This window comes from Microbispora sp. H10830, assembly GCF_014161375.1.
GTDB lineage: Bacteria > Actinomycetota > Actinomycetes > Streptosporangiales > Streptosporangiaceae > Microbispora > Microbispora catharanthi.
In genome coordinates this window covers 173,823-197,875 of the sequence record NZ_JABBWX010000013.1, presented here as the reverse complement: position 1 = coordinate 197,875, position 24,053 = coordinate 173,823, and the positions used below count along the sequence as shown (strand labels likewise).

Sequence of the window (24,053 nt, the reverse complement as noted above, 5' to 3'; positions counted from 1 at the left end):
TCACCGGAGGGTCGTCAGCCGCAGACGATGCTGAGGCTGCTGTTCTCGTGCGGGGTGCATCCGAGCAGGCTCAGGTTGCTGCCGCCGTCGCCACCGCCGTGGCCACCGGGGGCCTCGAGGGTCTGCAGGTCGAGAAGCGCCATTGTGCGTTCACCTCCTTCCGGGGCTGGTCGGGACGTTCGACCCGGCGGCGGTGCGCAGGGGCCCCTGCGCCTGGGACCGTCCGGGGGGCTCAAGGAACGGGAGGTGGACCGGCTCGTCGTGCAGCGCGGTGCCGAGCGCGAGCAGCACGCCGGCGCTCCCGGTGGAGAGATCCATGGACAGGCGGAGCAACTGGGCTCCGGGGAAAGCCAGCCCGCCCTGGTAGGGAAGCTCGTGCCAGGCCAGCCGGGCGATCTGCGCCGCGGCGGCCTCCGGGTCGGGGCGGGAGCCGGACGACAGGCAGGCGATCATGCCGGCCCGGCCCGCGAACAGCCCCGACTGGACGTAGTAGTGCAGGGTCGCGACCGGCCGGATGGCGGCCAGCGACTCGGCGAAGGTCTCGTCGTGCCGGTGGGTCAGGTAGCGGTCCAGCACCAGGCCGACGCCGGCCGACCCCTCGTCGAGGTAGGGGTTGGTCCGCCAGCCCTGCTGCACCTGGAGCTGACCGTCCTCGCGGCCGACACACCGGCGCAGGTCCTGCCGCAGCGCGATGGCCGCGAGGTCGAGCAGCCCGGGGTCGCCGGTGCGCTCGTAGGCGTGCAGGAACATCAGGGCGGGTCCCGACGAGCCGTACATCAGCCCCGCGTGCGGGTACTTCCCGCCGCTGATCTCGGGCACGTCGTCCGGGCCGCCGAGCCGGTCGGCCACCACCGCCACGACACGCGCGGCCCGCTCGCGGAACTCCGGCTCGCCGGTCGCGTCGTGCAGGTGCATCAGGGCGAGGGCGATGCCGGACAGGCCGCGGTAGAGGCTCAGGTCCAGCCCCTCGGGCAGCTCCCGCGCGCATCGCCGCGCCACGTCGAGCGCCTCCTCGCGGCGGCCGAGGGACTCCAGCGCGTACGCCACCCCGTGGAGGCCGTTGTAGAAGCCGGGCCCGATGCCGGGTCTGGCGGCCTGCCTGATCAGCCACTCCTCGTGCTCGGGGAAGCGCCCCGCCCCGGTCGCCGCCAGCGCGTACAGGACGCCGGCCGCGCCGTTGGCGAGGCTCACCCCGCCGCCGGGCTCGAACTGGACGATGTCGCCGGGGAACAGCCGGTCCTCGCGGTCCGGTGTCGCCGAGGCGAGGATGGCCTTCGCCAGGGCCTCCCGGACGGCGGGCCACCCCTCGGCGAGCCGGCCCGGCCGAGGGAGCCGGCTCGGCTCCGGCGCGGGCGGGTCCTGACCGAGGATCGTCCGTACGGCTCCCTCGATCAGCGCGGGGGGCACGGGGAACGTCTCGACGATCAGCCGGCCGAGCTGGGCGGCCTTGGGCCGGTGGAGCTGCAGCAGCATGGTGGTCATCGGGGCGAACACACCCAGGTGCAGGCAGGCCAGCGCGTACTCGTCGGCCTCGACGCCGGCCAGCTCGCGCGGCGGCACGAAGCCGGGATTGGCGAGCGTCGGCCGTCTGCGCTCCTCGACGGGTGAGGAGACCTCGAAGTCGATCAGGACCACGCGGTCGCCGTCCACGCCGCCTTCCACCAGGATGTTGAAGGGGTGCAGGTCGCCGAACACCACGCCGCGTTCGTGCAGCGCCGAGACCGCGGCCCGCACCTTGGCGAGCATCCCGATGGCCCACTCGGCGTAGTCCTCGTCCAGCTCGGGAGTGCGGTCGGCCCGCGTGAGGGGGTGCTTCTGGGCGATGAGCTGGCTGAGCGAGGTGCCGTCGACGTACTCCTGGACCAGGAAGTGGTGCTCGCCGACGGTGAAGTAGTCGCGCAGCGCCGGCACGACGTCGAGCCCGGCCAGGCGCTCCATGATCGCGGCCTCGTGCCGCAGGCGGGTGACGGCGTCGCGTCCCTCGACGTCGAGCCCGGCGTGCGGGCGGGCCTCCTTGAGCACCACCTTCTCCCCGGTGCGCCTGTCGCGCCCCAGGTAGACGCCGCCGCCGTTGGAGAAGTGAAGGACGCTGTCCACCGCGTAGGGCACGCCTTCGAACGTCACCGCGTTGCGCGCGGCCAGGTGTGGTTCGAGGAACGCCGGCAGGGTCACCCAGGAGGGCAGGGCGAACGCCGGACCGCGCACATCGGGGACGAGGTTGCCGTCGGCGTCCTCGATCGCCAGCACCCGCTCGCCGTTGTCGTCGAGGCAGTGGCGCTCGGCGAACCCGCCGTACCGGACGAACAGGGGTCCTTCGCCGTAACGCAGGTCGCTGAGGATGTACGGGCCCTCGACGCCGTCGAGGATCTCGGCGAGCTCCTTGAGCGTCAGCTCCAGCTGAGCCTCGTCCACGGGATAGATGGTGACCAGCTTGCCGCTCGACCCGCGGAAGGCGTACTTGGAGTTCTGCATCGTCATCACGCGCCGGCCGCGCAGGAACTTGAACGCCAGCCCGCGGGGCACGCAGTAGTCCCAGGCCGCCGCGATCACCCGCTCCGCCTCCGGCACGGAGGAGGAGATGTGGATCTTCCAGCCCTGTGTGGGCAGGGCCGCGCCGGCCGGCGCGTAGTGCAGCCAGGTCTCGCTCTCGGCGTGCGCCCACCCGTCGGGCGTGGGCCGGGCGGCGATGGCGAAGTCGGGATGCTCCGCGCGCTTGGTGTCGAGGGTGTCGTAGAACAAGGGATCTGCGAGGCAGTAAATCTCGTACTTACTAATCACCAGATGTCCCCTTAGGCCGGTCACATCAAAGAATTCCGGAAATAAAGAGAAGGGCCAAGTTACGCCCGTCAACTGCGCTATGTGAAATCTGCACATAACGAACCGTGACGCAGTCATGGGTCGACGGTGATGCTTTTCACGGTCGTCTCCGGGACGCCGCGTGGACTATTCGGTCAAGGGGCTGGTCAAACGCGCCACGCCGCTGTGCGGGGCCGGCCGGGGGCCTTGTGCGGGACGGCGAGCGGGTGGGGGCCGGGGGCCCGGGCGGTGCGCGAGGCGCACACGCACGGCAGGGGTCGTTCAGAAATGCGCGAAGGGCGCGGAGGCCCGCGCATCGCGCCCTGGACGCCGAGGCGCCCGGCGGATGAGCACGGCCGGCGTCAGCGGCGGTCCCCGGCCTTGCGGGGGATCTCGGCGATGAGGCGGAACCAGCCGTCCGGGTCGAGGACCGTTCCCACGACGCCGTCGAGCGCCGCCGCCCGGTTGCGGAGGTTGTCAAGCCCGGTGCCGTCGCCGGGTGGCACGGAGGGGTCGACGCCGTCGTTGGCGACGGTGAGCGTCGCCATGCCGCCGCGCACGACGATCTCGATCGTGCACAGGGTCGCCCTGCTGTGGCGCAGGACGTTGGTCACCGCCTCCCGCACCATGATCGCGAGCACCGCGCTCACCTCGTCGCCCAGCTCCGCCTCGGTCGCCTCGACCTTGCAGTCGGTTCCGTACGCGCGGAGCACGGCCCGCGCGTTGGCCAGTTCCGAGGCGAGCGAGACGTCCCGGAAGGAGCGGGTCACGTTGCGGATGTCGGCGGACGCCTGGCGGATCGACTGCACCACGTCGGCCAGCGCCGGTCGCAGGGGGCTGTCGTCGTCCGCGAGCCGGTAGGCGAGTTCGCTGCGCAGGGTGGCCAGCCACAGGCGGCTGCTCACGAGGTCGTGCACGTCGCGGCCGAACTGCTCGCGGGCTTCGGCCGCGGCCTGCCGCACGGCCTCGGCCTGCATGACGCGCAGCCGGCGCAGGCGCGCCGCGAGGACGACCAGCGCGGCGATCAGGAGCGTACCGAGCAGGGCCAGCGGTGCGAGCACGGCGATGTGCGGCAAGTGGGGCAAGTGACGACCCTCCAGTCATCCTCGCCGTAACATCGGCCTCGCCATTCGGTACACACGCTAGATCTTTGCATACCGGTCACGAAATATGGCTACTTCATGTATGTCGAAGTAGGTTCTATTACTGCCGCGTATAGGGATCTCCGGGGGCGCCCTAAAAACGGGCGTTCATGAACTGTGAATCCGGCTGTAACAATTCACGGGCACCGTGCCTGTTTCGTGCGAAAGGCCTGGGGAGCGCGGAAGGCGCGGGTCCGCGGAAGACGCGGCGCTCAGGCGAGCGACCGCACCGCCGCCCCGAACACCGCGGGCAGGCGCCGCGCAGCGGGCACGATCATCCGGGCCGCGGGGGGATGCCGCCGGGCCCGCACCAGCGCGGCCGTCAGCAGGCGGGATCGCCACGACAGGCGGCGCCAGGCGGTCTCGTACTCCTCGGGGCGGCCCGCCCGCAGGCACCCGACCAGGGCGCGGGCCGACAACAGCGCGAGCGAGATCCCCTCGCCGGTCAGCGCGTCCACGTAGCCCGCGGCGTCGCCGACGAGCAGGACCCGCCCGGCCACCCGCCGCCGCACCCGCTGGCGCAGCGGCCCGGCTCCGCGCACGGGGGTGGCGGGCGGGCCGTCCAACCGGGCGAGCAGGCCGGGGAACCGTGCCAGGTGCTCGTCGTAGGTCCGCCGCTCGCTGCTCAGCACGGCCACGCCGACCAGGTCGTCGCCCACCGGGGTGACGTACGCCTCGCCGCCGGGCGCCCAGTGCACCTCCACGAAGTCCGTCCACGGCGCGACCCGGTAGTGGCGGCGCAGGCCGTACCTGCGGGGGCCGCCGGAAGGCAGGTCGAGCCCGAGCCGCGCCCTGATCGGCGAGTGCAGCCCGTCGGCCGCGACCAGCCACCGCGCGCCCAGTTCTTCCGGCCCGCCCAGTTCCGGGCCACACAGTTCCTGCCCGCCCAGTTCCGGGCAACACGGCTCCGGCCCGCCCGTCACGTGGGCGCGTACGCCCTCGCCGGTGGCGCGCACCGCGTCCACCCGGCCGGTCACCACGCGGACGCCGAGGTCCCGGGCGCGGTGGGCGAGCGCGGTGTGCAGGGCCGTCCGGCGCACGCCCAGCCCCGGGCCGTCCCGGAACTCCGCCTGCACCCGGTGTGGCCCGTCCACGTAACGGATGCCGCGGAACGGCCTGCCGTCCGGCACCGTCACCCCGAGGTCCGCCAGGGCGGCGGCGCCGGTGGGCATGAGGCCCTCCCCGCACGCCTTGTCGACCGGGCCGGGCCGCGGCTCCACCACGACCGCCTCCATGCCGGCCAGCGCCGCGTGGATGGCCGTGGCCAGCCCGGCGGGCCCGCCGCCGGCCACCAGCATGTCGATCACGCCGCGGTCCCCGCTCCGGCGTCACGCTCGGCGGATCCCGGGGCCGCGGTGGCGAGCGCGGCGTTCTCGCAGCGCAGGCGCACGACCATGAGCGGCACGTTGAGCAGGGTGAAGGCCAGCGCGGTCAGCCAGGCGGAGTGCACGAGCGGCAGCGCCGCGCCCTCCACCGCCACCGCGACGTAGTTGGGGTGGCGCAGCCACCCGAACCGGTACGGCCCGCGCGTCACGAGCGTCAGGCCGGGCACGACGATGACCTGGGTGTTCCACTGGGGGCCGAGCGTGGTGACGCACCACCACCGCAGCGCCTGCGCGGCCAGGACCAGCCCGAGCATCGGCCAGCCGAGGCCGGGGACGAACGGCCGGTCCGCCAGCCACACCTCCAGCAGGCATCCGGCCAGCAGCCCGGTGTGCAGGGCGACCATCCAGGGATAGTGGCCCCTGCCGTACACCACGCCGCCCCGGCCGAGGCTCCAGCGGGCGTTGCGGCGCGCGACGACCAGTTCGGCGAGGCGCTCCACCGCGACGAGCGCGACGAGCAGCACGTACCACAGTGACACGGGCCAGGATGACACGGCTCCTCCTCCCTACCAGCGCAGCAGGACGAGTTCGGAGCAGAACCCCGGGCCCATCGCCAGCAACAGGCCCGGCGTGCCCGGCGGCGGGGGCCGCAGGGCGAGGGTGTCGCGCAGCACGTGCAGCACCGAGGCCGACGACAGGTTTCCGTTGGCGGCCAGCGAACGCCAGGTGAGGTCGAGCGCGCCGTCCGGGAGCGTGAGCGTCTCCGCGACGGCCTCCAGCACCTTGGGGCCGCCGGGGTGGCAGACCCAGGCGGTGACGTCGCCCGCGGTCAGGCCGTGGTCGGCGAGGAACCCGTGCACGTCGTCGCCCAGATAGGTGCGGACCACGTCGGGCACCCCGGCGTCCAGCACGACCCGGAAGCCGCTGTCGCGGACGTCCCAGCCCATCACCCGTTCCGATCCGGGATACAGATGGCTGCGCGTCGCCACCACAACGGGCCGCGCCGCGTCCGCGGGGGGCGGCTCGCGCTCGTCCCCGTACGCGACCACCGCGGCGGCGCCGTCCCCGAACAGGGCGCCCGCCACGAGGTTGGCCGTGGAGGTGTCGTCGCGCTGCAACGTGAGGGAGCACAGCTCGACCGAGAGCAGCACCGCCACGTGGCCGGGCCAGCCGCGCAGGTAGTCGTGCAGCCGGGCGATTCCCGCCGCCCCCGCCACGCACCCGAGCCCGAACACCGGCACCCGCTTCACGTCCGGGCGCAGCCCGATCCGGTTGGCCAGCCGGGCGTCCAGCGACGGCGCGGCGACACCGGTGACCGAGGTGCACATGATCATGTCGACGTCCGCCGGGGTGAGGCCGGCCGCCTCCAGCGCCCCGGTGACGGCCTGCGCACCCAGGTCGAGCGCGGCCTCGATGAACAGGTCGTTGGCCGCGCCGAAGCCGTCGAGCTTGCCGTACTGGTCGAGCGGCAGCACCAGGTTGCGGTGCTCCACCCGGGCACTGGCGTGCAGCCGGTCGAGAAGCCGGCGATCGGCGCCCGGCGGAAGGCAGACCCTCGCCAGCGCGTCCGCGATCTCCGCCTGTGAGTGGCGATGCGGGGGAACGACACCATGGACGGCCGCGATCCGCGTCATCTCACATCCCCGTGCAGGCGAAAACCGTGACAAGTCTCTCTTGCCCGTTGGCGGCCGTCGCATACCTTCCGGGGCCGATCGTGATCTGTCCCCGGCATGCCCGGTTACGCTCGGGATCGTGACCGGTTCAGCGGAACTGCCCGACGAAACGGCGGCCGTCGGCGGCGCGGGTGCCGCCGTGCCGGTTCGCCGCGCGCGTCGCGCGGGCCGCGCCTCGGCCGACTTCGCGGGCGAGGCGGCGGATGGGCGCCGCCGGGCGGCCGGGACGGCGGCGCGGACGGCGGCAGGGACGGTGGCATTGACGGTGGCCGGGCTGGCCCGGGCGTGCCACCCGGGTCCGGCCGCGGCGGTGACGACCCTGGTCGCGGCGCTCGTGGCGGTCGCCGGGTGGGGCCCGGCGGGGACGGCGCTGACGGCCCTCGCCGTGCTGACCGGTCAGCTGTCCGTGGGCTGGTGCAACGACGCCGTGGACGCCGCCAGGGACGCCGCGGCCGGGAGGACCGCCAAGCCGATCGTCGCGGGCCTGGTGTCCGCGCGTACGGTGCGCGTCGCGGCGTTCGCCGCGCTGGCGGCCTGCGTGCCGCTCTCGCTGGCCTGCGGCGTGGTGGCCGGGGCGACGCACCTGTCGGCCGTCGCCGCGGCCTGGGTCTACAACCTGTGGCTCAAGGGCACGGCGGCCTCGTGGGCGCCGTACGCGGCCGGGTTCGGCGCGGTGCCGGTGTTCGTCTCGGCCGGAACGCCGGGACACGCCCCGCCGGCGTGGTGGGCCGTGCTCGCGGCGGCGCTGCTCGGCTGCGCGGCGCACCTCGCCAACGTGCTGCCCGACATCGAGACGGACGTGGCGACGGGGGTGCGGGGCTTGCCGCAGCGTCTCGGCTCCGCCCGGGTGCGGGTTCTCCTGCCGCTGCCGTTGCTGGCCGCGTCCGCGCTGCTGGTGGTCGCGCCTCCGGGACCGGCCGGCCCGGCCCGATGGCTCGCGCTCGCGGGGGTGGCCGCGTGCGCCGCGGCCGGCCTGCTGCTCGGCCGGCGTGTGCCCGTGGCGCCCTTCGCCGCCGCGATCGGCGCCGCCGGGATCGACGTCCTGCTGCTCGCGGCCACGCCGGGCGTCGTCACCGCCGGCTGACTCCCCGCCGCGGCCAGGCTGAGGATCATCGCGGGAAGTCACCTGCGGGGAAGGAAGATCCCCAGTCCCACGGCGGCGATCGGCACCAGGCAGAGGATCGTGAAGACGCCCTGAGGGCCGTACGCCTCCGCCGCGACGCCGAGCATCGGCGCGGCGAGCCCGCCGACGCTCACGCCGAGCCCGAGCGTGACACCGGCCGCGGTGCCGGGCCGGTTCGGCAGGTAGTCCTGGCCCAGCTTCACCAGCACGGCGAACGGGATGTTGATCGCGATGCCCGCCAGTACGGCGAACACCAGCGGCAGGTAGGGCCCCGGCAGCAGGCGCAGCCCGGCGAGCGCGGGTATGGCCAGCAGGCCGCCGATCTGCACGGTGCGCACGAGCCCGATCCGGTCGGCGAGGCGCCCCCCGATCAGCGTGCCCGCGACCCCGCCGACCAGGAAGCAGGCCAGGGCCGCGCCCGCGAGGCCGCGCCCGGCGTCCAGGTGCCTGATCCAGAACAGCTCGATGAAGGTGAGCACGCCGAAGAACGTGACCGACCTGACGACCTCGATGCCGGTGAGGACCATGAACGGTGCCCACCTGTCGGTGCCGGCGCGCGTGCCCGCCGCGGCCGCCCGGGCCGATGGCCGGTTCCTGAGCAGCGCGAACGCGACGAGCAGGGCCGGCGGGATGAACAGGACCGTGGCGCCGACGCCCATCGCGATGAGGGCGGGCGTGGCCAGCACCGGCGCGAGGAAGAAGCCGACGCTGCCGCCCGCCGCGAAGACGCTCATCGCCGTGGCGCTGTCTCCCGCCGTCTCCCTGGCCCCCTTGCCCGCCGCCGGGTGGAACATGGCCACGCCGAGCCCGGACAGCAGGACGAGGGCCCAGACCGCGGGATACGGCTCCATCAGCCCGGACAGACCGAGGCCGAGCCCGGCCAGCGCGACGCCGGCGGCGGCCAGCCAGTCCAGGCGGAAACGGTCGACCGCCAGGCCGATGAACGGCTGCGGGATCGAACTGCCCAGGGCCGCGGCCAGCGTCAGCCCGGAGGCCGCCACGTAGCCGTAGTGCCGGTCGAGCACGAAGTAGGGCACGCAGGCCGGCACGAGTCCCTGGTAGAGGTCGTCGACGGCGTGTGCGGCCGCCCATAACCACATGCGCCGCCACGCGGACGTCGCCCGCGCCGCCGGCGCCTGCACGGATGTCTCTGTCACCGATCGTCTCCTTGAGAGGCTCCGTCGAGCATCCCGGACGACCGAGGCGGCGAACTAGCGATACTCTGCCGAGTCATGTCGGCAACCCGCCATTCCGCGAGCGGCGGCCCGTCCCGCGTGCCGCTGGCCCACCGCCAGCGCATCGACTGGCACGACCACGCCTCGCATCAGCTCATCCACCCGCACCGCGGGGTGCTGCGGATCTCGACCCCGATCGGAGACTGGGTGGTGCCGCCGCATCGGGGCGTGTGGATACCGGCAGGGGTCGCGCACGCGCACGAGGCGTACGGGCCGACGGAGATGCGGGCGCTGGTCTTCGACCCCCCGGTCAACCCGCTGCGGCTGGACCGGCCCACGGTCCTGGCGATCACGCCGCTGCTGCGGGAGGTGGTGGTCGCCCTGACCGGCGACGACGAGCTGACCGCGACGCAACGGGCCAACCTGGAACGGGTGCTGCTCGACCAGCTCCGCAAGGTCGAGGCGCTCCCGCTGTGCCTGCCGGCGCCGTCCGACCCCCGGCTGCGCGACGTGGCCGCGATCCTGGAGGCGGACCCGGCGGACGGCCGGACGCTCGCCGAGCTGGGCGCGGCGGTCGGCGCCTCAGAGCGCACGCTCAGCAGGCTGTTCCGCGCGGAGACCGGCATGAGCTTCCCGCAGTGGCGCACCCAGCTGCGGCTGCATCGCGCGCTCATCCTGCTGGCCGGCGGCCGATCGGTGACCTCGACGGCCGCCGCCTGCGGCTACAGCGGCCCCAGCGCGTTCATCCAGGCGTTCAAGCACGCCTTCGGCACGACTCCGCACGCGTACGTACGCTCGTGAGGCGGCCGGTTACGGCCGGGTGAGCACCACGTAGCCGGCCTCCCGGAACACCACCCGGTAGCCCTGCCGAAGCAGCGTCTCGACCCTGGCGAGCTGCCGGCGGGCCGAGTCGAACGGGAAGTCCCTGGCTCCCACGTCGGCGGCGACCCACGGCGCCCCGCGCGGGGTGCGGTCCCACAGCAGGGTCCGCGTACGCGGCGACAGGGCCGGGGCGAGGGAGCCGGCCGCCTCGACCAGCACGCCGTCGGGCACGGCCGCGACGGCGCGCCCGGCCGCGCGCGTCCGCGCCGTCTCCGCGTGGAAGGAGGGCGTGAACAGCGCCCCGAACGAGAAGAACGGCACGAGCGCGAGCGCGGTGGCGAGCACGAGCAGCGCCCATCCGCGCACGAGCCTTCCGGACCGTCCAGGAAAGCGGGCGGCCGCCCGCAGCGCCCCGTCGATCCCGGCGGCGAAGACGACCGCGACGACGAAGGCCGTGTAGTGGTATCTCGGGGTCCACCAGTTCGGGTAGGTGCTGGCGAGCATCCGTTCCAGCAGCGGCGGCAGCAGAGCGAGGCCCAGCGGGGACAGCACGGCGGTGAACAGCACGGGAGCGAGCGTCAGCACGAGCGTGCGCAGCTTCAGCGGCGGATCGGCGAGCAGCGCGACGACGTCGCCGGGCCGCGTCACGGCGTGCACCACGGCCCGGCGCAGGTCCGGGCCCAGCGTCCAGTACGCCCAGTAGTAGCCGGCCCTGCCGCCGAAGTGCGGGATGAGGAGCCGCGTCGCCACCAGGGTCGCGGCGACGCCGCCGAAGACGAGCAGCGCGCCCAGTCGCCGGTCGCGGCGGCGGGCGAGGAGGAACAGCCCGAACCCGGCCAGCAGCAGGCCCATGTCCTCCTTGACCAGCAGAAGTGCCAGCCCCGCGAGGACCGCCGCCCGCCTGCGCCCGGCCTGGTATCGCTCCAGCATGACCGCCGTGAGCAGCGGCGCGAACGCCACCTCGTGGAAGTCGAAGGCCACGGCCTCGGTGATCGGCCACGACAGGGCGTAGGCGACCGCGACGGGACAGGCGACGCGCCGCCCGGCCGTGACCGCCGAGGAGGCGCGGAAGGCGTACGCCCACACGAACGGGATCGACAGCGCGAGCAGGACGGCCTGCGCGACGAGCAGGGTCGCGGGCCCGTCGTGGATCCAGTACAGCGGCGCCAGGAGCGCGAGCGCCGGGGACCAGTGGTCGCCGAGCAGGCAGAACCCCGGCCCGAACCCGTTGTGCACTCCCTTCAGCATCGACACCGGTGGCTGGAAGCGCGCGTACGAGCGGATCGCCTGGTCGAATATCACCAGGTCGTACGCGCCCGCCCGGAACCGTGCGAGCGTCACGCACGAGTAGAACGCGTAGAGCGCCGCCGCCGCGACGGTGAGAACCGAGACGAACGCGAGGTCCCCGCCGGCAGGCTTCTCGGCGGCACGGTCCTCGATCACACGGTTCTCGCGCACCCACGCGATCATCCCTGCGGCAATTCGCGCGATCCCCGGCATCCGTGTCGTCCGCTTCCGCCTGCTCCCCGCGCAGGCTACCGGCGGGGCCGCCGCACGGACCGGGACCGTCGCCCCCGTTTCCCGTCAGCGGCGGTCAAAACTCCGGCCTGCCTTGCTCCGGCCTGTCTCAACGGGGCAGGCTCAGGACGGAGAACCAGCGGCCGGCCTCGGTCCACACCTCCTCCGGGCGGAAGCCGGCGCGCCCGGCGAGCGGCCCGATGTCGGACACGCTGACCCGCGCCCAGGCGAACCACCCGGTGACCCTGCCCTCCCGGCGCAGCCGGACCTGTTCCGCGCGGGTCGCGGCACCGGGCGGATCGAGCTCGGCGACGACCTCGCCGCCGGGCCGGAGCAGCTCGCGGACCCGCCGCAGCAGGGCGTCGGGGTCGCCGCCGATGCCGATGTTGCCGTCGGCCAGCAGCACGGTGCCCCAGCGGCCGGCGCCGGGCACGTGGCCGAACACGTCACGGCACAGGGCCCGCCCGCCGGCCAGGCGGGTGAGCCGGACGGCCCGGGGGGTGACGTCGATGCCGAGCGCCCGCACCCCGCGCCTCGTCAGCGCCACGGTCAGCCGCCCCGGTCCCGAGCCGACGTCGAGTGTGGGGTCGGCGCAGCGGGCGAGCATGGCCTCGTCCCCCTCGGCGCCGTGGAGCCAGCGCCACGACTCCAGCGGCCACGTCCCGCCGTCGGCCGACTCGACCTCGACCCGCGCGCCGTCCAGCGACTCGGCGTAGAGGGGCCCGATCACGCGGGGGCGTCCGCGCCGAGGGCCGCCAGCGTCGCCGCGAACCGCGAGGAGGGGACCCGCGCGGCCACCGCGCGCGCGTCGGCGGCGGTGTCCACGTCGGTCAGCTCGGGCAGCAGGGCGGCCCGCACGCCCGCGGCGCGAATCCGCTCCATCAGCAGCGCCCCGGTGTCGGGCCGGGACATCGGCAGCCCGGTCAGCAGGGCGGGATCGGGCCTGCGCTGCCCGAGCAGCCAGAACCCGCCGTCGGCGGCCGGGCCGACCACGATCTCGTGCCCGCCCAGCAACCGCCCGGCCTCGGCCAGCAGAGCGGGGGTGACCTGCGGGGTGTCCATGCCGATCAGCACGACCGGGACGGGAAGCGCCGCCCACGCGTCGGCGAAGGCGGCGGCCAGCCGTGCGGCCAGGTCGTCGCCCCGCTGGGCGACCACGTCGTACCCCGTGGGCAGCCAGGGCCCCGGCTCGCCGAGCAGGGCCAGCACCCGGCGCGCCGCGGGGGCCGCGGCGACGGCCGACAGCGTGTCGCGCAGCGCCGCCTCCGCGAGCGCGGCGGCCTCCCGCGCCGTGTAGGGCGGCGTGAGCCGCGTCTTGACCGCCCCGGGGACGGGCGCCTTGGCGATGACGACGATCTGCGTCGCGTTCCCGCTCGTGGCCGGCGTCACGCCGCCCGCCACATGTCGCGGACGGTCCGCACGGTGCCGCGTACGGTGCCCGTCACCTTCGAGTGGCCCACTCGCGGCAGGTAGTCGACCTCGACCTCGCCGATGCGCCAGCCCGCCTCGCTCGCCCGCAGCACCATCTCCAGCGGGTAGCCGAACCGCCGGTCCCGCAGGCCCAGGGCCAGCAGCGCCGTACGCCGGGCCGCGCGCATCGGGCCGAGGTCGTGCAGCGGGGCGCCGGTGCGGCGGCGCAGCCGCCAGGCGAGCACCCGGTTGCCCAGCCGGGCGTGCGCGGGCCACGCCGATCCGGTGACGGGCCTGCGGCGGCCCAGCACCAGATCGGCCGCGCCGCTCACCACCCCGTCCGCGACGTACGGCACCTGCCGCGGGTCGAGGGACGCGTCGGCGTCCATGAAGCACACGACGGGGGCGGTCGCGGCCGTCAGGCCCGCGTGGCAGGCGGCGCCGAAGCCCGGCCTGGGCTCGGTCACCACGAGCGCGCCGTGCCGGGCGGCGACCTCGGCCGACCCGTCGGTGGACCCGTTGTCCACCACGATGGCGCGGCAGCCGTCCGGCATCCGGCCGAGCACCCAGGGCAGCGCCGCCGCCTCGTCGAGGCAGGGAAGCACCACATCGATCTGCATGTCGCAGAAGCTAGGGCCGCCGGGGCCGCCGAGTTCTTACGAAGTGACTACGGGGCGGTCCGCGAGGCGGGGACGGCGCCTGTGGCGCGCCTAGCGTGTGGCCCGTGATCACACGACGACGGGCACTGGCGGCCTGGGCGGCGCTGGTGGCGGTCGCGTTCGCGGTGGGCGGTCTGCTGCACGCCCGAGGGGTGCTGCGTATCGACCACCTCCCGCCGCTGCACGCGCTGGCGCGCCTGCCCACGCTCGCGCTGCTTCCGGCCGCGGCCTTCGCCGTGGTCGCGGTCCCCGCGCTGCCCCGGCTGACCGCGCACCTGCCGATGCGCGCGGCGCTGGCGGCGGCCTTCGGCGCGTCGCTCGCGTGGACGGTCCTGCTGGCCGTGTCGGGGGAGGGGCTGGCGTGGCCGTTCACCCATCCGCAGGAATACCTGGCCGGGCTCGGGGCCGTGGGCGACGATCCCCTCGGCTGGCTCGCCGGGTTCACCCGCGACCTGCCGGCCTATCCCACGCACGTGCGCGGCCATCCGCCGCTGCCGGTGCTGGTGCTGTGGGCGCTGGCGGCCGCCGGGTTGCCCGGACCGTTCTGGGCCGCCGTCCTCGTGGTCGTGACGGGATGCTCGGCCACGGTCGCGATCGGGCTGGCGGTGTGGCGCGTCGCGGGGGAGGAGGCGGCCAGGCGGGCGCTGCCGTACCTCGCCCTGTGCCCCGCGGCGGTGTGGATCGCGACGACCATGGACGCGTTCTTCGCGGGCGTGGGGGCGTGGGGGACGGCGCTGCTGGTGCTCGGCGCGCGGAGCCGGGCGGGCCGGGTGGCGCTCGGCCTCGGCGCGGGGCTGGCCCTGGGCGCGCTGCCCTACCTCAGCTACGGTCTGGTGCCCTACCTGGTCGTCCCCCTCGTGGCGGCGGTCACGGTGGAGGTGCCGCGCACGACCGTGGCCGCCTGCCTGGCCGGGATGGCGGGGGTGAGCGCCCTGTTCGCCGCCGGTGGGTTCTGGTGGCCCGCCGGAGTGCTCGCCACCCACGCCGAGTGGGCCGCCGACCCCGGCGCGGCCCGGCCTTACCTGTACTTCCTGGTCGCCGACCTGGCCGTGCTCGCCCTGGTGACCGGCCCGGCCGCCGCCGTCGGACTGGTGGCGCCGGGGCGGGCCGGGGAGCGGATCCTGCCCGTGGCGGCGCTGGCCGCGGTGCTCGCCCTCGACGTCAGCGGCGTCACCCGGGGCGAGGTGGAGCGGATCTGGCTGCCGTACGCCCTGTGGGTCGTCGCGGCGGCCGGGCGTACGGGAGCCGGGCGCGCGGGAGACAGCCGTCTGCTCGCCGTGCAGGCGCTGGCGGGCCTGCTGCTGCAGGGGTTCGTCCGGTCGCCCTGGTAGGTGAGCCGTAGGTCAGCCGGCCAGCGGCGCGTGGGCGAACTCGCGCATGCCGTCGGCGAAGCGGACCCGGGCCCGGAAGCCGAGGCCGGCGGCGGCGCGGTCCGGGGAGGCCACGATGTGCCGCACGTCGCCGAGCCGGTAGCGGCCGGTGACCTCGGGGGCCGGTCCGCCCCTGGCCGCGCTGAGCGCGTCCGCCAGGTCGGCGATCGTGCGGGGCTCGCCGCTGGCCACGTTGTACGCGCGAAGCCGCCCGGGCGGGGCGGACTCCAGCGCGTGAAGCGCGGCGAGGTTGGCCGCCGCGACGTCCCCGACGTGGACGAAGTCCCTGCGCTGGCCGCCGTCCTCGAACACCAGCGGCGCCCGCCCGGCCTCCAGCGCCGACCTGAAGATCGCGGCCACCCCCGAGTAGGGGGTGTCGCGCGGCATGCCGGGGCCGTACACGTTGTGGTAGCGCAGGGCGACCGCCGCGCCGCCGGTCTCGCGCGCCCAGCCGGCCGCCAGGTGCTCTTGGGCGAGCTTGCTCGTGGCGTACGCGTTGCGCGGATCGGCCGGGACGTCCTCGTCCACGGTCCCGGGCGTCAGCGCCCGCCCGCAGCGCGGGCACGCCGGCTCGAACCGCCCCGCGGCCAGGTCCTTCTCGTCCCGGGGGCCTGGGCGCAGGCGGCCGTGCTCCGCGCAGTCGTAGGCGCCCTCGCCGTAGATGACCATCGACGACGCCAGGACCAGCCGGGCGATCCCGTGCCGCGCCATCGCGGCGAGCAGCACCGCGGTCCCGAGCGCGTTGACCGACACGTACTCCGGGAGGTCCCGCACGTCGACGCCGAGGCCGACCTTGGCCGCCTGGTGAACGACGGCGTCGGCGCCGTCTATGGCACGGCCGACGGCGTCCTCGTCCCGCACGTCACCGGCCGTGACGTCCTCGCCGCCGCGCAGGTCGAAGCCCCGCACCTCGTGCCCGGCGTCGCGCAGCAGCCCGGCGACGCGAGTTCCGATGAAACCGGCCGCGCCGGTGACCACGATCTTCATCCCGCGACGGTAACAACGGCCCGCCTCGCTGAAACTTTCATAATCCTTACGGAACGACCGGCACGGACGCGAGCGAGCTTGACGGGCCCGCGCCGCCGACCTGATGATCCGGGCGATGTCGTCGGCGGATCGTCGTTCCGGAGGGTGGCTCGTGTCCAGACTGTCGTGGCCGGCCGCGTGGACCGCGGCGGGCGCCGTCGCCGCCGCGCTGCTGGCGGCCAACATCGCCGCGCCGCCCGTCCTCGCGACGAGTGTGGTGTACGCGGCTTCGGCGTCCACCGGTGAACCCACGCCGCAGCCGAGCGGGTCCCCCGGGGCGGACACCACGCCGCCCACGGCCCCGGGCGAGGTGCGGCCCTGCCCGCCGCCGCTGCCCACGGGCGGCACGCCTCAGGGCGTGGTCGGCCTGTGCTGGTCCGCGTCCACCGATGACGTCGGCGTCACCGGCTACGAGGTCTACCGCCTCACGCCCGACGGTTTCGTGAAGGCGACCTCAACCACGTCCACGATTACCGTGATCTCCGGCCTGACCATCGGCCGCACCTACACGTTCTACATCGTGGCCAAGGACGCCGCGGGCAACACCAGCAGGCCCACCGCGCCGTTCAGCACCGCGGCGGTCACCGGCATGTCCGTGTCGCCGAGCCCCGGCACGGGCGACACGACCCCGCCGACGAAGCCCGCCGGGATCCAGGCCGACTGCCTGCCCGACTTCAAGGGGACGTCGTTCTGCTGGACCCCGTCCACCGACGACGTCGGCGTGACGGGCTACGACGTCTACCGGCGCACCGACACCGCCTGGATCCCGGTGGGCACCGCCATCGGCACGCACTTCACCGAGGGCAACCTCGTCACCGGCCAGTCGTACGTCTACTTCATGGTGGCGCAGGACGCCGCGGGCAACCTCAGCCTGCCGTCCGATCTGATAACGGCCCGGGCGTCGGGAGGCTACCCGACGTACTCGCCGCCCCCGGTCAGTTGCAAGATCGAGTACACGGCGTGGTCGTGGAGCGGCGGCTTCTCGGCCACCGTGAAGATCATCAACCTCGGTCAGACGCCGATGAACAACTGGACGCTGCGCTTCGTCCTTCCCGACGCGGGACAGAAGGTCGCCAACGGCTGGTCGGCCACCTGGTCGCAGTCCGGCAAGGACGTCACCGCCTCGGCCATGCCGTGGAACTCGGTGATCCAGGGCGGCGCGTCGCTGCAGATCGGCTTCAACGGCACCCTCACGGGCGCCAACCCCGATCCCACCGGCTTCATGCTGAACGGCGGCGTCTGCATCCGGGGCTGACCGCCGTACCGGCCCGATGGGGGCCGTTTCCCCGGGGCGAATCGGGGCAGGCAGGACGATATGCCGCTGCTCGACACCACGCTGCTCCTGCTGCTCGAGGGCTACGCCTGGCTGCCGGCCCGCTGGCGGGAGACCCAGGGAGAGATGGTCCACACCCGGCTGATGGGCCAGCGCGCCGTCGTGCTGCGCGGGCCCGACGCCGTCCGCTTCTTCTACGACGACAACCACGTCCAGCGGGCTCCCGCGCTGCCCGAGCCGATCAAGAGCACGCTGTTCGGGCACGGCGCGGTGCACACGCTCGACCAGGCCGCGCACCGGGCGCGCAAGGGCATGTTCCTGTCGCTCATGACGCCGGAAAGCGTGGCCGCCCTGGTGGGCGAGACCACCGCGGCGTGGGACGCGGCGGTGGCGACGTGGCCGGACAGAGGACACGTCGTGCTCTTCGACGAGGCCGCCCGCGTCATCACCCGGGGGGCCTGCCGGTGGGCGGGCATCCCGCTCACCGAGGAGGAGACCGGGCCCCTCGCCGCCGACCTCGTCGCGCTGGTCGACGGCTTCGGGTCACCGGGCCCGCGGCACTGGCGGGGCCGCGCCGCCCGCACGCGCCGCGAGGCGTGGCTGGCGGGACTGGTCGAGGACGTGCGCCGCGGGGCCCTGCGGGTGCCGGACACCTCGGCGCTCGCCGTGGCCGCCCGCCACCGGGAGCCCGACGGGGAGCCGCTCGCGCCCCGGATCGCGGCGGTCGAACTGCTCAACCTGGTGCGCCCCACCGTCGCCGTGAGCTGGTTCCTCACGTTCGCCGCGCACGCGCTGCACTGCTGGCCGGTCACCCGGGTCCGCCTGACCGAGGACGCCGACGGCACGTACGCCGAGGCGTTCGCGCACGAGGTGCGGCGCTTCTACCCCTTCGCGCCGTTCGTGGCGGGGAAGGCCGTCAAGGACCTCACCTGGAAGGGCGAGCCGATCCTGGCCGACTGGCTCGTGCTGCTCGACATCTGGGACCAGAACCACGATCCGGCGCTCTGGCCGAATCCGTGCGCGTTCGACCCGCGCCGCTTCGTCGGGCGCGAGATCGGCCCGTACGACCTGATCCCGCAGGGCGGGGGCGACCCGGCGGCCGGCCACCGGTGCCCGGGCGAGCCGGTCACCGTGGGCCTGCTGGAGGCTCTCGCGCCGCGGCTGGCCCGGCTGGACTACAGCGTGCCGGAGCAGGACCTCACCATCTCGCCGTACCGGATCCCGGCCCGGGTGGCGAGCGGTTTCGTCCTGCGTCCGGCCGGCGCCCGTCCAGCCGGCGCAGCGCCCCGCGAGACCGTGGGGGCGGAACGGCGGCGCCCCTCCGTTCATCCCTTGTAGTTGAAGACCTGGCGCAGCGTGTGCCGGACCTCCACGAGGTCCTTCTGGTCCGCCATCACCTGGTCGATCGGCTTGTACGCCTCGGGGTGCTCGTCGACCAGGGCGGCGGCCCGGTCGGAGTTCCAGGTCCGGCCGCGCATCGCCTCCCTGAGCGAGGCCGGCGACAGCTCGCGCTTGGCCCGGCTCCTGGACATCCTGCGCCCCGCACCGTGCGAGCAGGAGTTGTACGACAGCGGGTTGCCCCGCCCGCGCACGATGTAGGACCGGGTGCCCATCGAGCCCGGGATCACGCCCTCGTCCCCGGTGTCCGCCTTGATCGCGCCCTTACGGGTGATCCACAGCTCCTTGCCCTGATGGGTCTCCATCTGGGTGAAGTTGTGGTGGCAGTTGATCGTCCGGATCCGGGCGCCGGCGCCGACGACGCGGAACAGCGCGTCGCTCAGCACCTTGTCCATCCGCGCCCGCGACGCCATGGCGTAGCGCTGCGCCCACAGCATGTCCTCGATGTACGCCGTGAACTCCGGGGTGCCCTGGGTGAAGTAGGCCAGGTCGTAGTCCTCCATCCCGACCCCCAGGCTCCGCATGAGCCGCTTCGCGCCGTTGATGTGCGCGGTGGCGAGCTGGTTGCCGATCCCGCGCGAGCCCGAGTGCAGCACGGTCCAGACCCGGTCGCGCTCGTCGAGGCAGACCTCCACGAAGTGGTTGCCCGAGCCGAGGGTCCCGAACTGGCAGGCCACGGTGTTCTCCTGCTTGGGCGTCAGGCCGGTGTGCGGCCGGCCCAGCTCGCCGAGCGCGCGGTCCGCCGCGCGGTCGTCGTGCCCCTTGCCCACGCCCGCCGGGATGCGCCGCTCCACCAGCCGCATCAGCGGGTCGAGCGAGTCGGGCAGGTCGGCGGCCGTGAGCGTGGTCTCGGTCGCGACCATGCCGCAGCCGATGTCCACGCCGACGGCGGACGGGATGATCGCGCCCTCCGTGGGGATGACGGAGCCGACCGTCGCGCCGATGCCCACGTGCGCGTCCGGCATGAGCGCGACGTGACCGGGCACGAACGGCAGGCGCGCCGCCCGGGCGGCCTGGTCGATCGTCCCGTCGTCGATCTCGCTCGCCCAGGACAGCAGCTTCGGGGCGATGTGCTTCGGCATCGTGGTCCTCCTCCTCAATCGAGATCCACTGTGCCGGGGACCGGCGGGAATCCCAACTGAATATCGCGACGGAAAGTCGTTTGCCGCACTGCCCGCCCGCCGCCCATCATGCCGAGATGAGCGACGATTCCCGGGACCCCGGCGGTCGGGACGAGGAGGAGCGGCATCGCCGCCCCCATGGCGACGGCCCGCCCCCGCCCGCCGGCGGCGTACGGCTGCCGTGGACCGCGGTGCCCGCGCACCTGCGGCTGGCCGTCGAGCTGCATCTGGGAGACCGCGTGACCGAGGCCGTCACCCAGCCCGGCGGATTCTCCCCGGGCGTGGCGGCCCGCCTGCGGCTCGCGGGTGGCGGCAGGGCCTTCGTCAAGGCGGTCGGGCCCGAGCCGAACCCGGTCAGCCCCGGCATCCACCGGTCGGAGGCCCGGGTGGCCGCCGCGTTGCCGGCCACGGCGCCCGCGCCCCGGCTGCTCGCGTCGTTCGACGAGGACGGCTGGGTGGTCCTGCTGTTCGAGGACGTCGACGGCCGCACGCCGGCCCAGCCCTGGGTTCCGGCCGAGCTGGACCTCGTGCTCGGCGCGATGGCCGAGCTGGCCGAGTCGCTCACCCCCGCGCCCGTGGCCGTGCCGCCGGCCGCCGAGCGGCTCGCGGAGGAATACCAGGGATGGCGGCGCCTGGCGGCCGGCCCGGACGGCCTGGGCGTGGACGGATCCGACGCCGCGTGGGCCCGGCGGCACCTGGACCGGCTGGCGGAGCTGGAGGCGGCCTGGGGCCGGGCGGTGGAGGGTGACACGCTGGCCCACGCCGACCTCCGGGCCGACAACCTGCTGCTCACCGTGGACGGGCGCGTTCGCGTGGTGGACTGGCCCTGGGCGTGCCTGGCGGCCTCGTGGTTCGACCTGCTCGGGATGCTGCCGAGCGTGGCCATGCAGGGCGGGCCGCCGCCCGCCGAGGTCTTCGACGGTCACCCGGTCGCGGCGAAGGCGGACGGCGACGCGGTCACCGCGGTCCTGGCCGCCGTGACCGGCTTCTTCCTGCAGCGGGGAAGCCTTCCCCCGCCGCCGGGCCTGCCGACGCTCCGCGCGTTCCAGCTCGCGCAGGGCCGGGCGGCGCTGGCCTGGCTGCGGCAACGGACCGGCTGGAAGTGACGCCGGCGACCGCGCCGCGATCGGGCCCGTGCCGGCGGTCCGGCTGACGAGCGCCACGAGGGCGCCGGAGGGGAGGACAGGGGGCGGGCGGAGGGGAGGACAGGGGGCGGGCGGAGGGGAGGACAGGGAGCGGCGATCTCCCGCTGGCACGTGACCCTGGATCGGGAACCGGGGAGCCCGCGTGGAACCCTGGGCGAGGGCGAGGGCGAGGGCGACGGCGGACGCCGTGACCTGCGGGACGCTCACCTGAGCGCGGCCCCGCCCGCCCCGCCGGTTTCGCGTGCGCGAGAGGAGAGCGAGAATGAACCCCGCCTCGGCCGCCGTGGGCGGCGCGGCCACCTTCGTCTGGCTCGGAATGGTGCTGGCGATCTCCTTCCTGGAGGCGCCGCTGAAGTTCCGCGCGCCGGGGGTGACGATCCCGATCGGGCTCGGCATCGGCCGGCTCGTCTTCCGCGCGCTCAACGCCGCCGAGGCCGTGCTGGCGGTCGTCGTGATCGTGGCGGTCGCGACCGGATCGCCCGCCATTCCCGCGGTCGCGCTCACGGCGGTCGCCGGGGCCGTCCTGGTGATCCAGATCGCCGCCGTACGTCCGCCGCTCAACCGCAGGTCCGACCGCGTCCTGTCCGGCGAGGACCCGGCGCGGCACAGGTCGAGGGCGCACCTGTACTACGTGGCGCTGGAGATCGTGAAGGTCCTGGCGCTGCTCGCCCTGGGCTGCGTCCTCCAGGCGGTGTAGCGGTTCCTTCCGCCCGTGGCCGCGTCGAGCGGGGCGGGGGACCACCGGGGCCGGCGACCTGTCATGAGGACCTGGCAGAGGTCCCTGGACGGGCGCGATCAGGGGCGTCTGACGACGGTGAGCAGGACCGCGCTGTCCTCGACGGCGTCGAGCGCGTGCCGTGCGTCGGGGATGGCCAGCAGATCGCCGGACCGCCCCTCCCACGTGGCGTCGCCGCTGCTCAGCCGTACATGACCGTGCAGCACCAGCAGGGTCGCCTCACCCGGGCTCTCGTGCTCGGCGAGGCCGGTCCCGGCGGTGAGGGCGAGCAGCGTCTGGCGCAGCGCGTGCTCGTGGCCGCCGTGCACGGTGTCGGCCGCGCGCCCGCTGGACGCGGCGGCGGCGCGTTCGAGTAGTTCCCTGGCACGCACGTCGAGAGAGATCGGTTCCATGCCCATCAGTCTGCCCTGTGCTCCGTGCGGGGTCCCGGGAAGGTCATGGCCGCGACGGGAGGCGGCCCCTTAAGCTGGGCTGCGCACACGAAAACGCGGTCCCCGGTTGGTAGCCCGGGCACCCGCCGGCCCTGGTGTGAACTGATGTGGAACGGTGCCGGCGGTCTCGTATCCGCCTCTCGTGTCCCCTCGGGGAGCCTCGGAGGATGTCCGGTGTGCCGGAAAGCGGCTTCGCCAAGCCGCCTGTCGGCATACCTCTGGAGGCATCGTGATTTCCCTGTCCGTCTACTTCGAGAGCCCGTTCTGGGTGGGCGTCCTGGAGATCGTCGAGGACGGCGAGCTCCGCGCGACCCGGTTCGTCCTCGGCGCGGAACCCACCGACCCCGAGCTGTACGAGTTCCTCATGCGGCACGGGGTCGCCCTGCTCGAACGCGCGGAGGCGGCCCCCGCCGTACCTGTGGGGGAGCGCGGGGAGCGGCGGGTCAATCCCAAGCGCGCGGCCAAGCTGGCCGCCCGTGCGGCGGCCCGGGTCACGCGGCGCGGCACGGCCGCTCAGGAGGCGCTGCGGCTCGAACTGGAGAGCACCAAGAGCCAGGCGCGCGTGAACCGGCGCGAGCGCGAGCGCGCGCTGGCCGAGCACCGCCGGGAGGTCGCCCACCGTAAGCGCATCGAGCGCCGCCGCGACCGGTGACCGCGCGCGGCGGTGGACACGCCGCCCGAGGTCCGCGGGCCGCCCGAGGTCCGCTCGCCGGACGTGGCCGAGGGAGGCGGTGTGCCGCGACGGCGGCGCACCGTCGGCCCCGTTCCGGGAACGGACCCGTTCCGTCCCGGGGTGAGGGAATCACGCCGGGGACACCGAGATTGCCGTCATCGTGACGGCAGGGCTTAGGCTTGAGGCTCTCTGAGGTTGGAGGTCCTCTCGTGCTGGTTGACTCGTTCGGCCGGGTCGCGACCGATCTGAGGGTGTCGCTGACCGACCGGTGCAACCTGCGGTGCGCGTACTGCATGCCGCCCGAGGGCCTCGACTGGCTGCCCAAGCCCGAGCTGCTCACCGGCGAGGAGATCGTCCGCCTGGTGACGATCGGCGTGGAGCGGCTCGGCATCCGGGAGGTCCGCTTCACCGGTGGCGAGCCGTTGCTGCGGCGGGAACTCGCCGAGATCGTGGCCGCGACCGCCGCGCTGCGCCCGCGTCCCCAGGTGTCGCTGACGACCAACGGCATCGGCCTGGCCCGCCTCGCGGAGCCGCTCGCGCGGGCCGGTCTCGACCGCGTCAACGTCTCGCTGGACACGCTCGACCGCGACGTGTTCGTCCGGCTGGCGCACCGCGACCGGCTGCGCGACGTGCTGGACGGGCTCGCGGCGGCGACGGCGGCGGGCCTCACGCCGGTCAAGGTCAACACGGTGCTGATGCGCGGCGTCAACGAGCACGAGGCCGCGCCGCTGCTGCGCTACTGCCTCGACCAGGGGTACGAGCTGCGCTTCATCGAGCAGATGCCGCTCGACGCCCAGCACGGCTGGCGCCGCGACGACATGATCACAGCCGACGAGATTCTCGGGCTGCTGAAGGACTCCTTCGACCTGACCGAGGACGACCCGCGCGAGCGGGGCAGCGCCCCCGCCGAGCTGTTCCTGGTGGACGGCGGTCCGCACCGGGTGGGCGTGATCGGCTCGGTCACCCGGCCGTTCTGCGGCGCCTGCGACCGCGTCCGGATAACCGCCGACGGCCAGGTCCGCAACTGCCTGTTCGCCACCGAGGAGTCCGACCTGCGTTCGGCGCTGCGCTCGGGCGCCTCGGACGATGAGCTGGTGGAGCGGTGGGTCGCGGCGGTGCGGGGGAAGAAGGCCGGGCACGGCATCGACGACCCCGCGTTCCTCCAGCCGGCCCGCCCGATGTCGGCCATCGGCGGCTGACGGAGCCCCAAGAGAGCCGCAAGAGAGCCACGAGAGAG

The 24,053-nt window shown here is 74.5% G+C and carries 23 protein-coding genes; 9 read left to right on the top strand and 14 right to left on the bottom strand.

The features are described 5' to 3' along the window. Positions 1-14 precede the first annotated feature (14 nt). The 6 genes from HHX35_RS30140 to HHX35_RS30115 all read right to left on the bottom strand — a co-directional run bounded on the left by HHX35_RS30140 (position 15) and on the right by HHX35_RS30115 (position 6,897). The gene (locus HHX35_RS30140) at positions 15-143 is read right to left on the bottom strand and encodes a SapB/AmfS family lanthipeptide (RefSeq protein ID WP_139573084.1); all 129 of its coding nucleotides are present in this window, start codon (positions 141-143) and stop codon (positions 15-17) included. Between the two features lie 7 nt (positions 144-150). Continuing rightward, positions 151-2,778: a class III lanthionine synthetase LanKC gene (gene lanKC / locus HHX35_RS30135; RefSeq protein WP_310739399.1), complete on the bottom strand. Its 2,628-nt coding sequence runs from the start codon at positions 2,776-2,778 to the stop codon at positions 151-153. A 380-nt stretch (positions 2,779-3,158) separates the two neighbouring features. Continuing rightward, complete coding sequence (locus tag HHX35_RS30130; RefSeq protein ID WP_182902047.1) at positions 3,159-3,881, bottom strand: sensor histidine kinase; 723 nt, start codon at positions 3,879-3,881, stop codon at positions 3,159-3,161. A gap of 269 nt (positions 3,882-4,150) precedes the next feature. Then, positions 4,151-5,236, bottom strand: a complete 1,086-nt coding sequence (locus HHX35_RS30125; protein WP_220506078.1) for an NAD(P)/FAD-dependent oxidoreductase — start codon at positions 5,234-5,236, stop codon at positions 4,151-4,153. 5 nt (positions 5,237-5,241) lie between these two features. Next, complete coding sequence (locus tag HHX35_RS30120) at positions 5,242-5,817, bottom strand: isoprenylcysteine carboxylmethyltransferase family protein (RefSeq protein ID WP_310739398.1); 576 nt, start codon at positions 5,815-5,817, stop codon at positions 5,242-5,244. 12 nt (positions 5,818-5,829) lie between these two features. Then, a complete protein-coding gene (locus tag HHX35_RS30115) occupies positions 5,830-6,897 on the bottom strand; it encodes a type III polyketide synthase (RefSeq protein ID WP_182902045.1) in 1,068 nt (355 codons plus the stop codon). A gap of 118 nt (positions 6,898-7,015) precedes the next feature. Here HHX35_RS30115 and HHX35_RS30110 point away from each other — a divergent pair, with 118 nt between their 5' ends. Then, on the top strand, positions 7,016-8,020 hold the full coding sequence (locus HHX35_RS30110; protein ID WP_310739396.1) for a UbiA family prenyltransferase: 1,005 nt from the start codon (positions 7,016-7,018) through the stop codon (positions 8,018-8,020). Between the two features lie 38 nt (positions 8,021-8,058). Here HHX35_RS30110 and HHX35_RS30105 read toward each other — a convergent pair whose 3' ends face one another. Continuing rightward, positions 8,059-9,216 (bottom strand): MFS transporter, encoded by a 1,158-nt coding sequence (locus HHX35_RS30105; protein ID WP_310739395.1) that lies wholly within the window; start codon positions 9,214-9,216, stop codon positions 8,059-8,061. Positions 9,217-9,291: 75 nt separating this feature from the next. Between HHX35_RS30105 and HHX35_RS30100 the strand changes: the two genes are divergently transcribed. Next, entirely contained in the window at positions 9,292-10,035 is a 744-nt protein-coding gene (locus HHX35_RS30100) for a helix-turn-helix transcriptional regulator (RefSeq protein WP_182902044.1), read from the top strand. 9 nt (positions 10,036-10,044) lie between these two features. On the opposite strand, the gene HHX35_RS30095 is transcribed toward HHX35_RS30100, so the two are convergent. From HHX35_RS30095 to HHX35_RS30080, 4 genes are all read right to left on the bottom strand, one after another. Beyond that, positions 10,045-11,514, bottom strand: a complete 1,470-nt coding sequence (locus HHX35_RS30095) for a DUF2079 domain-containing protein (RefSeq protein WP_182902043.1) — start codon at positions 11,512-11,514, stop codon at positions 10,045-10,047. Between the two features lie 169 nt (positions 11,515-11,683). Further along, positions 11,684-12,304 (bottom strand): methyltransferase domain-containing protein, encoded by a 621-nt coding sequence (locus tag HHX35_RS30090; protein ID WP_310739394.1) that lies wholly within the window; start codon positions 12,302-12,304, stop codon positions 11,684-11,686. Beyond that, on the bottom strand, positions 12,301-12,963 hold the full coding sequence (locus HHX35_RS30085) for a TIGR04282 family arsenosugar biosynthesis glycosyltransferase (protein ID WP_182902042.1): 663 nt from the start codon (positions 12,961-12,963) through the stop codon (positions 12,301-12,303). The genes HHX35_RS30090 and HHX35_RS30085 overlap by 4 nt, the downstream gene beginning before the upstream one ends. Next, positions 12,960-13,604, bottom strand: coding sequence for a glycosyltransferase family 2 protein (locus HHX35_RS30080; protein WP_182902041.1), 645 nt, complete (start codon positions 13,602-13,604; stop codon positions 12,960-12,962). Before HHX35_RS30080 ends, HHX35_RS30085 begins: the two co-directional genes overlap by 4 nt. Before the next feature lie 104 nt (positions 13,605-13,708). On the opposite strand from HHX35_RS30080, the gene HHX35_RS30075 reads away from it, so the two are divergent. Beyond that, entirely contained in the window at positions 13,709-14,974 is a 1,266-nt protein-coding gene (locus HHX35_RS30075) for a hypothetical protein (RefSeq protein ID WP_182902040.1), read from the top strand. Positions 14,975-14,986: 12 nt separating this feature from the next. Here the strand turns inward: HHX35_RS30075 and HHX35_RS30070 are convergent, their stop codons facing one another. Next, positions 14,987-16,000: an NAD(P)-dependent oxidoreductase gene (locus tag HHX35_RS30070; protein ID WP_182902039.1), complete on the bottom strand. Its 1,014-nt coding sequence runs from the start codon at positions 15,998-16,000 to the stop codon at positions 14,987-14,989. A 151-nt stretch (positions 16,001-16,151) separates the two neighbouring features. Between HHX35_RS30070 and HHX35_RS30065 the strand changes: the two genes are divergently transcribed. Then, positions 16,152-17,294, top strand: a complete 1,143-nt coding sequence (locus HHX35_RS30065; RefSeq protein WP_182902038.1) for a cellulose binding domain-containing protein — start codon at positions 16,152-16,154, stop codon at positions 17,292-17,294. A gap of 60 nt (positions 17,295-17,354) precedes the next feature. Then, positions 17,355-18,650, top strand: a complete 1,296-nt coding sequence (locus HHX35_RS30060) for a cytochrome P450 (RefSeq protein WP_182902037.1) — start codon at positions 17,355-17,357, stop codon at positions 18,648-18,650. Here the strand turns inward: HHX35_RS30060 and HHX35_RS30055 are convergent. Then, the gene (locus tag HHX35_RS30055) at positions 18,638-19,792 is read right to left on the bottom strand and encodes an RtcB family protein (RefSeq protein ID WP_182902036.1); all 1,155 of its coding nucleotides are present in this window, start codon (positions 19,790-19,792) and stop codon (positions 18,638-18,640) included. The genes HHX35_RS30060 and HHX35_RS30055 overlap by 13 nt on opposite strands. A 116-nt stretch (positions 19,793-19,908) precedes the next feature. Between HHX35_RS30055 and HHX35_RS30050 the strand changes: the two genes are divergently transcribed. Then, a complete protein-coding gene (locus tag HHX35_RS30050; RefSeq protein ID WP_182902035.1) occupies positions 19,909-20,937 on the top strand; it encodes a phosphotransferase in 1,029 nt (342 codons plus the stop codon). A gap of 301 nt (positions 20,938-21,238) precedes the next feature. Next, positions 21,239-21,673 (top strand): hypothetical protein, encoded by a 435-nt coding sequence (locus HHX35_RS30045; RefSeq protein ID WP_182902034.1) that lies wholly within the window; start codon positions 21,239-21,241, stop codon positions 21,671-21,673. Between the two features lie 98 nt (positions 21,674-21,771). Here the strand turns inward: HHX35_RS30045 and HHX35_RS30040 are convergent, their stop codons facing one another. Then, positions 21,772-22,104, bottom strand: a complete 333-nt coding sequence (locus tag HHX35_RS30040) for a cupin domain-containing protein (protein WP_182902033.1) — start codon at positions 22,102-22,104, stop codon at positions 21,772-21,774. A 268-nt stretch (positions 22,105-22,372) separates the two neighbouring features. Here HHX35_RS30040 and HHX35_RS30035 point away from each other — a divergent pair, with 268 nt between their 5' ends. Both HHX35_RS30035 and moaA read left to right on the top strand, forming a co-directional pair. Then, positions 22,373-22,795, top strand: a complete 423-nt coding sequence (locus tag HHX35_RS30035; RefSeq protein WP_220506044.1) for a YjdF family protein — start codon at positions 22,373-22,375, stop codon at positions 22,793-22,795. A gap of 230 nt (positions 22,796-23,025) precedes the next feature. Then, entirely contained in the window at positions 23,026-24,015 is a 990-nt protein-coding gene (moaA, locus tag HHX35_RS30030) for a GTP 3',8-cyclase MoaA (protein ID WP_182902032.1), read from the top strand. Positions 24,016-24,053 lie beyond the last annotated feature (38 nt).

Bases quoted from the DNA above. Each gene is read 5' to 3' on its own strand.
- HHX35_RS30140 (WP_139573084.1), bottom strand. From the start codon at position 143: ATGGCGCTTCTCGACCTGCAGACCCTCGAGGCCCCCGGTGGCCACGGC.
- HHX35_RS30125 (WP_220506078.1), bottom strand. From the start codon at position 5,236: ATGCTGGTGGCCGGCGGCGGGCCCGCCGGGCTGGCCACGGCCATCCAC.
- HHX35_RS30115 (WP_182902045.1), bottom strand. From the start codon at position 6,897: ATGACGCGGATCGCGGCCGTCCATGGTGTCGTTCCCCCGCATCGCCAC.
- HHX35_RS30100 (WP_182902044.1), top strand. From the start codon at position 9,292: ATGTCGGCAACCCGCCATTCCGCGAGCGGCGGCCCGTCCCGCGTGCCG.
- HHX35_RS30080 (WP_182902041.1), bottom strand. From the start codon at position 13,604: ATGCAGATCGATGTGGTGCTTCCCTGCCTCGACGAGGCGGCGGCGCTG.
- HHX35_RS30070 (WP_182902039.1), bottom strand. From the start codon at position 16,000: ATGAAGATCGTGGTCACCGGCGCGGCCGGTTTCATCGGAACTCGCGTC.
- HHX35_RS30060 (WP_182902037.1), top strand. From the start codon at position 17,355: ATGCCGCTGCTCGACACCACGCTGCTCCTGCTGCTCGAGGGCTACGCC.
- HHX35_RS30055 (WP_182902036.1), bottom strand. From the start codon at position 19,792: ATGCCGAAGCACATCGCCCCGAAGCTGCTGTCCTGGGCGAGCGAGATC.
- HHX35_RS30050 (WP_182902035.1), top strand. From the start codon at position 19,909: ATGAGCGACGATTCCCGGGACCCCGGCGGTCGGGACGAGGAGGAGCGG.
- HHX35_RS30045 (WP_182902034.1), top strand. From the start codon at position 21,239: ATGAACCCCGCCTCGGCCGCCGTGGGCGGCGCGGCCACCTTCGTCTGG.
- HHX35_RS30040 (WP_182902033.1), bottom strand. From the start codon at position 22,104: ATGGAACCGATCTCTCTCGACGTGCGTGCCAGGGAACTACTCGAACGC.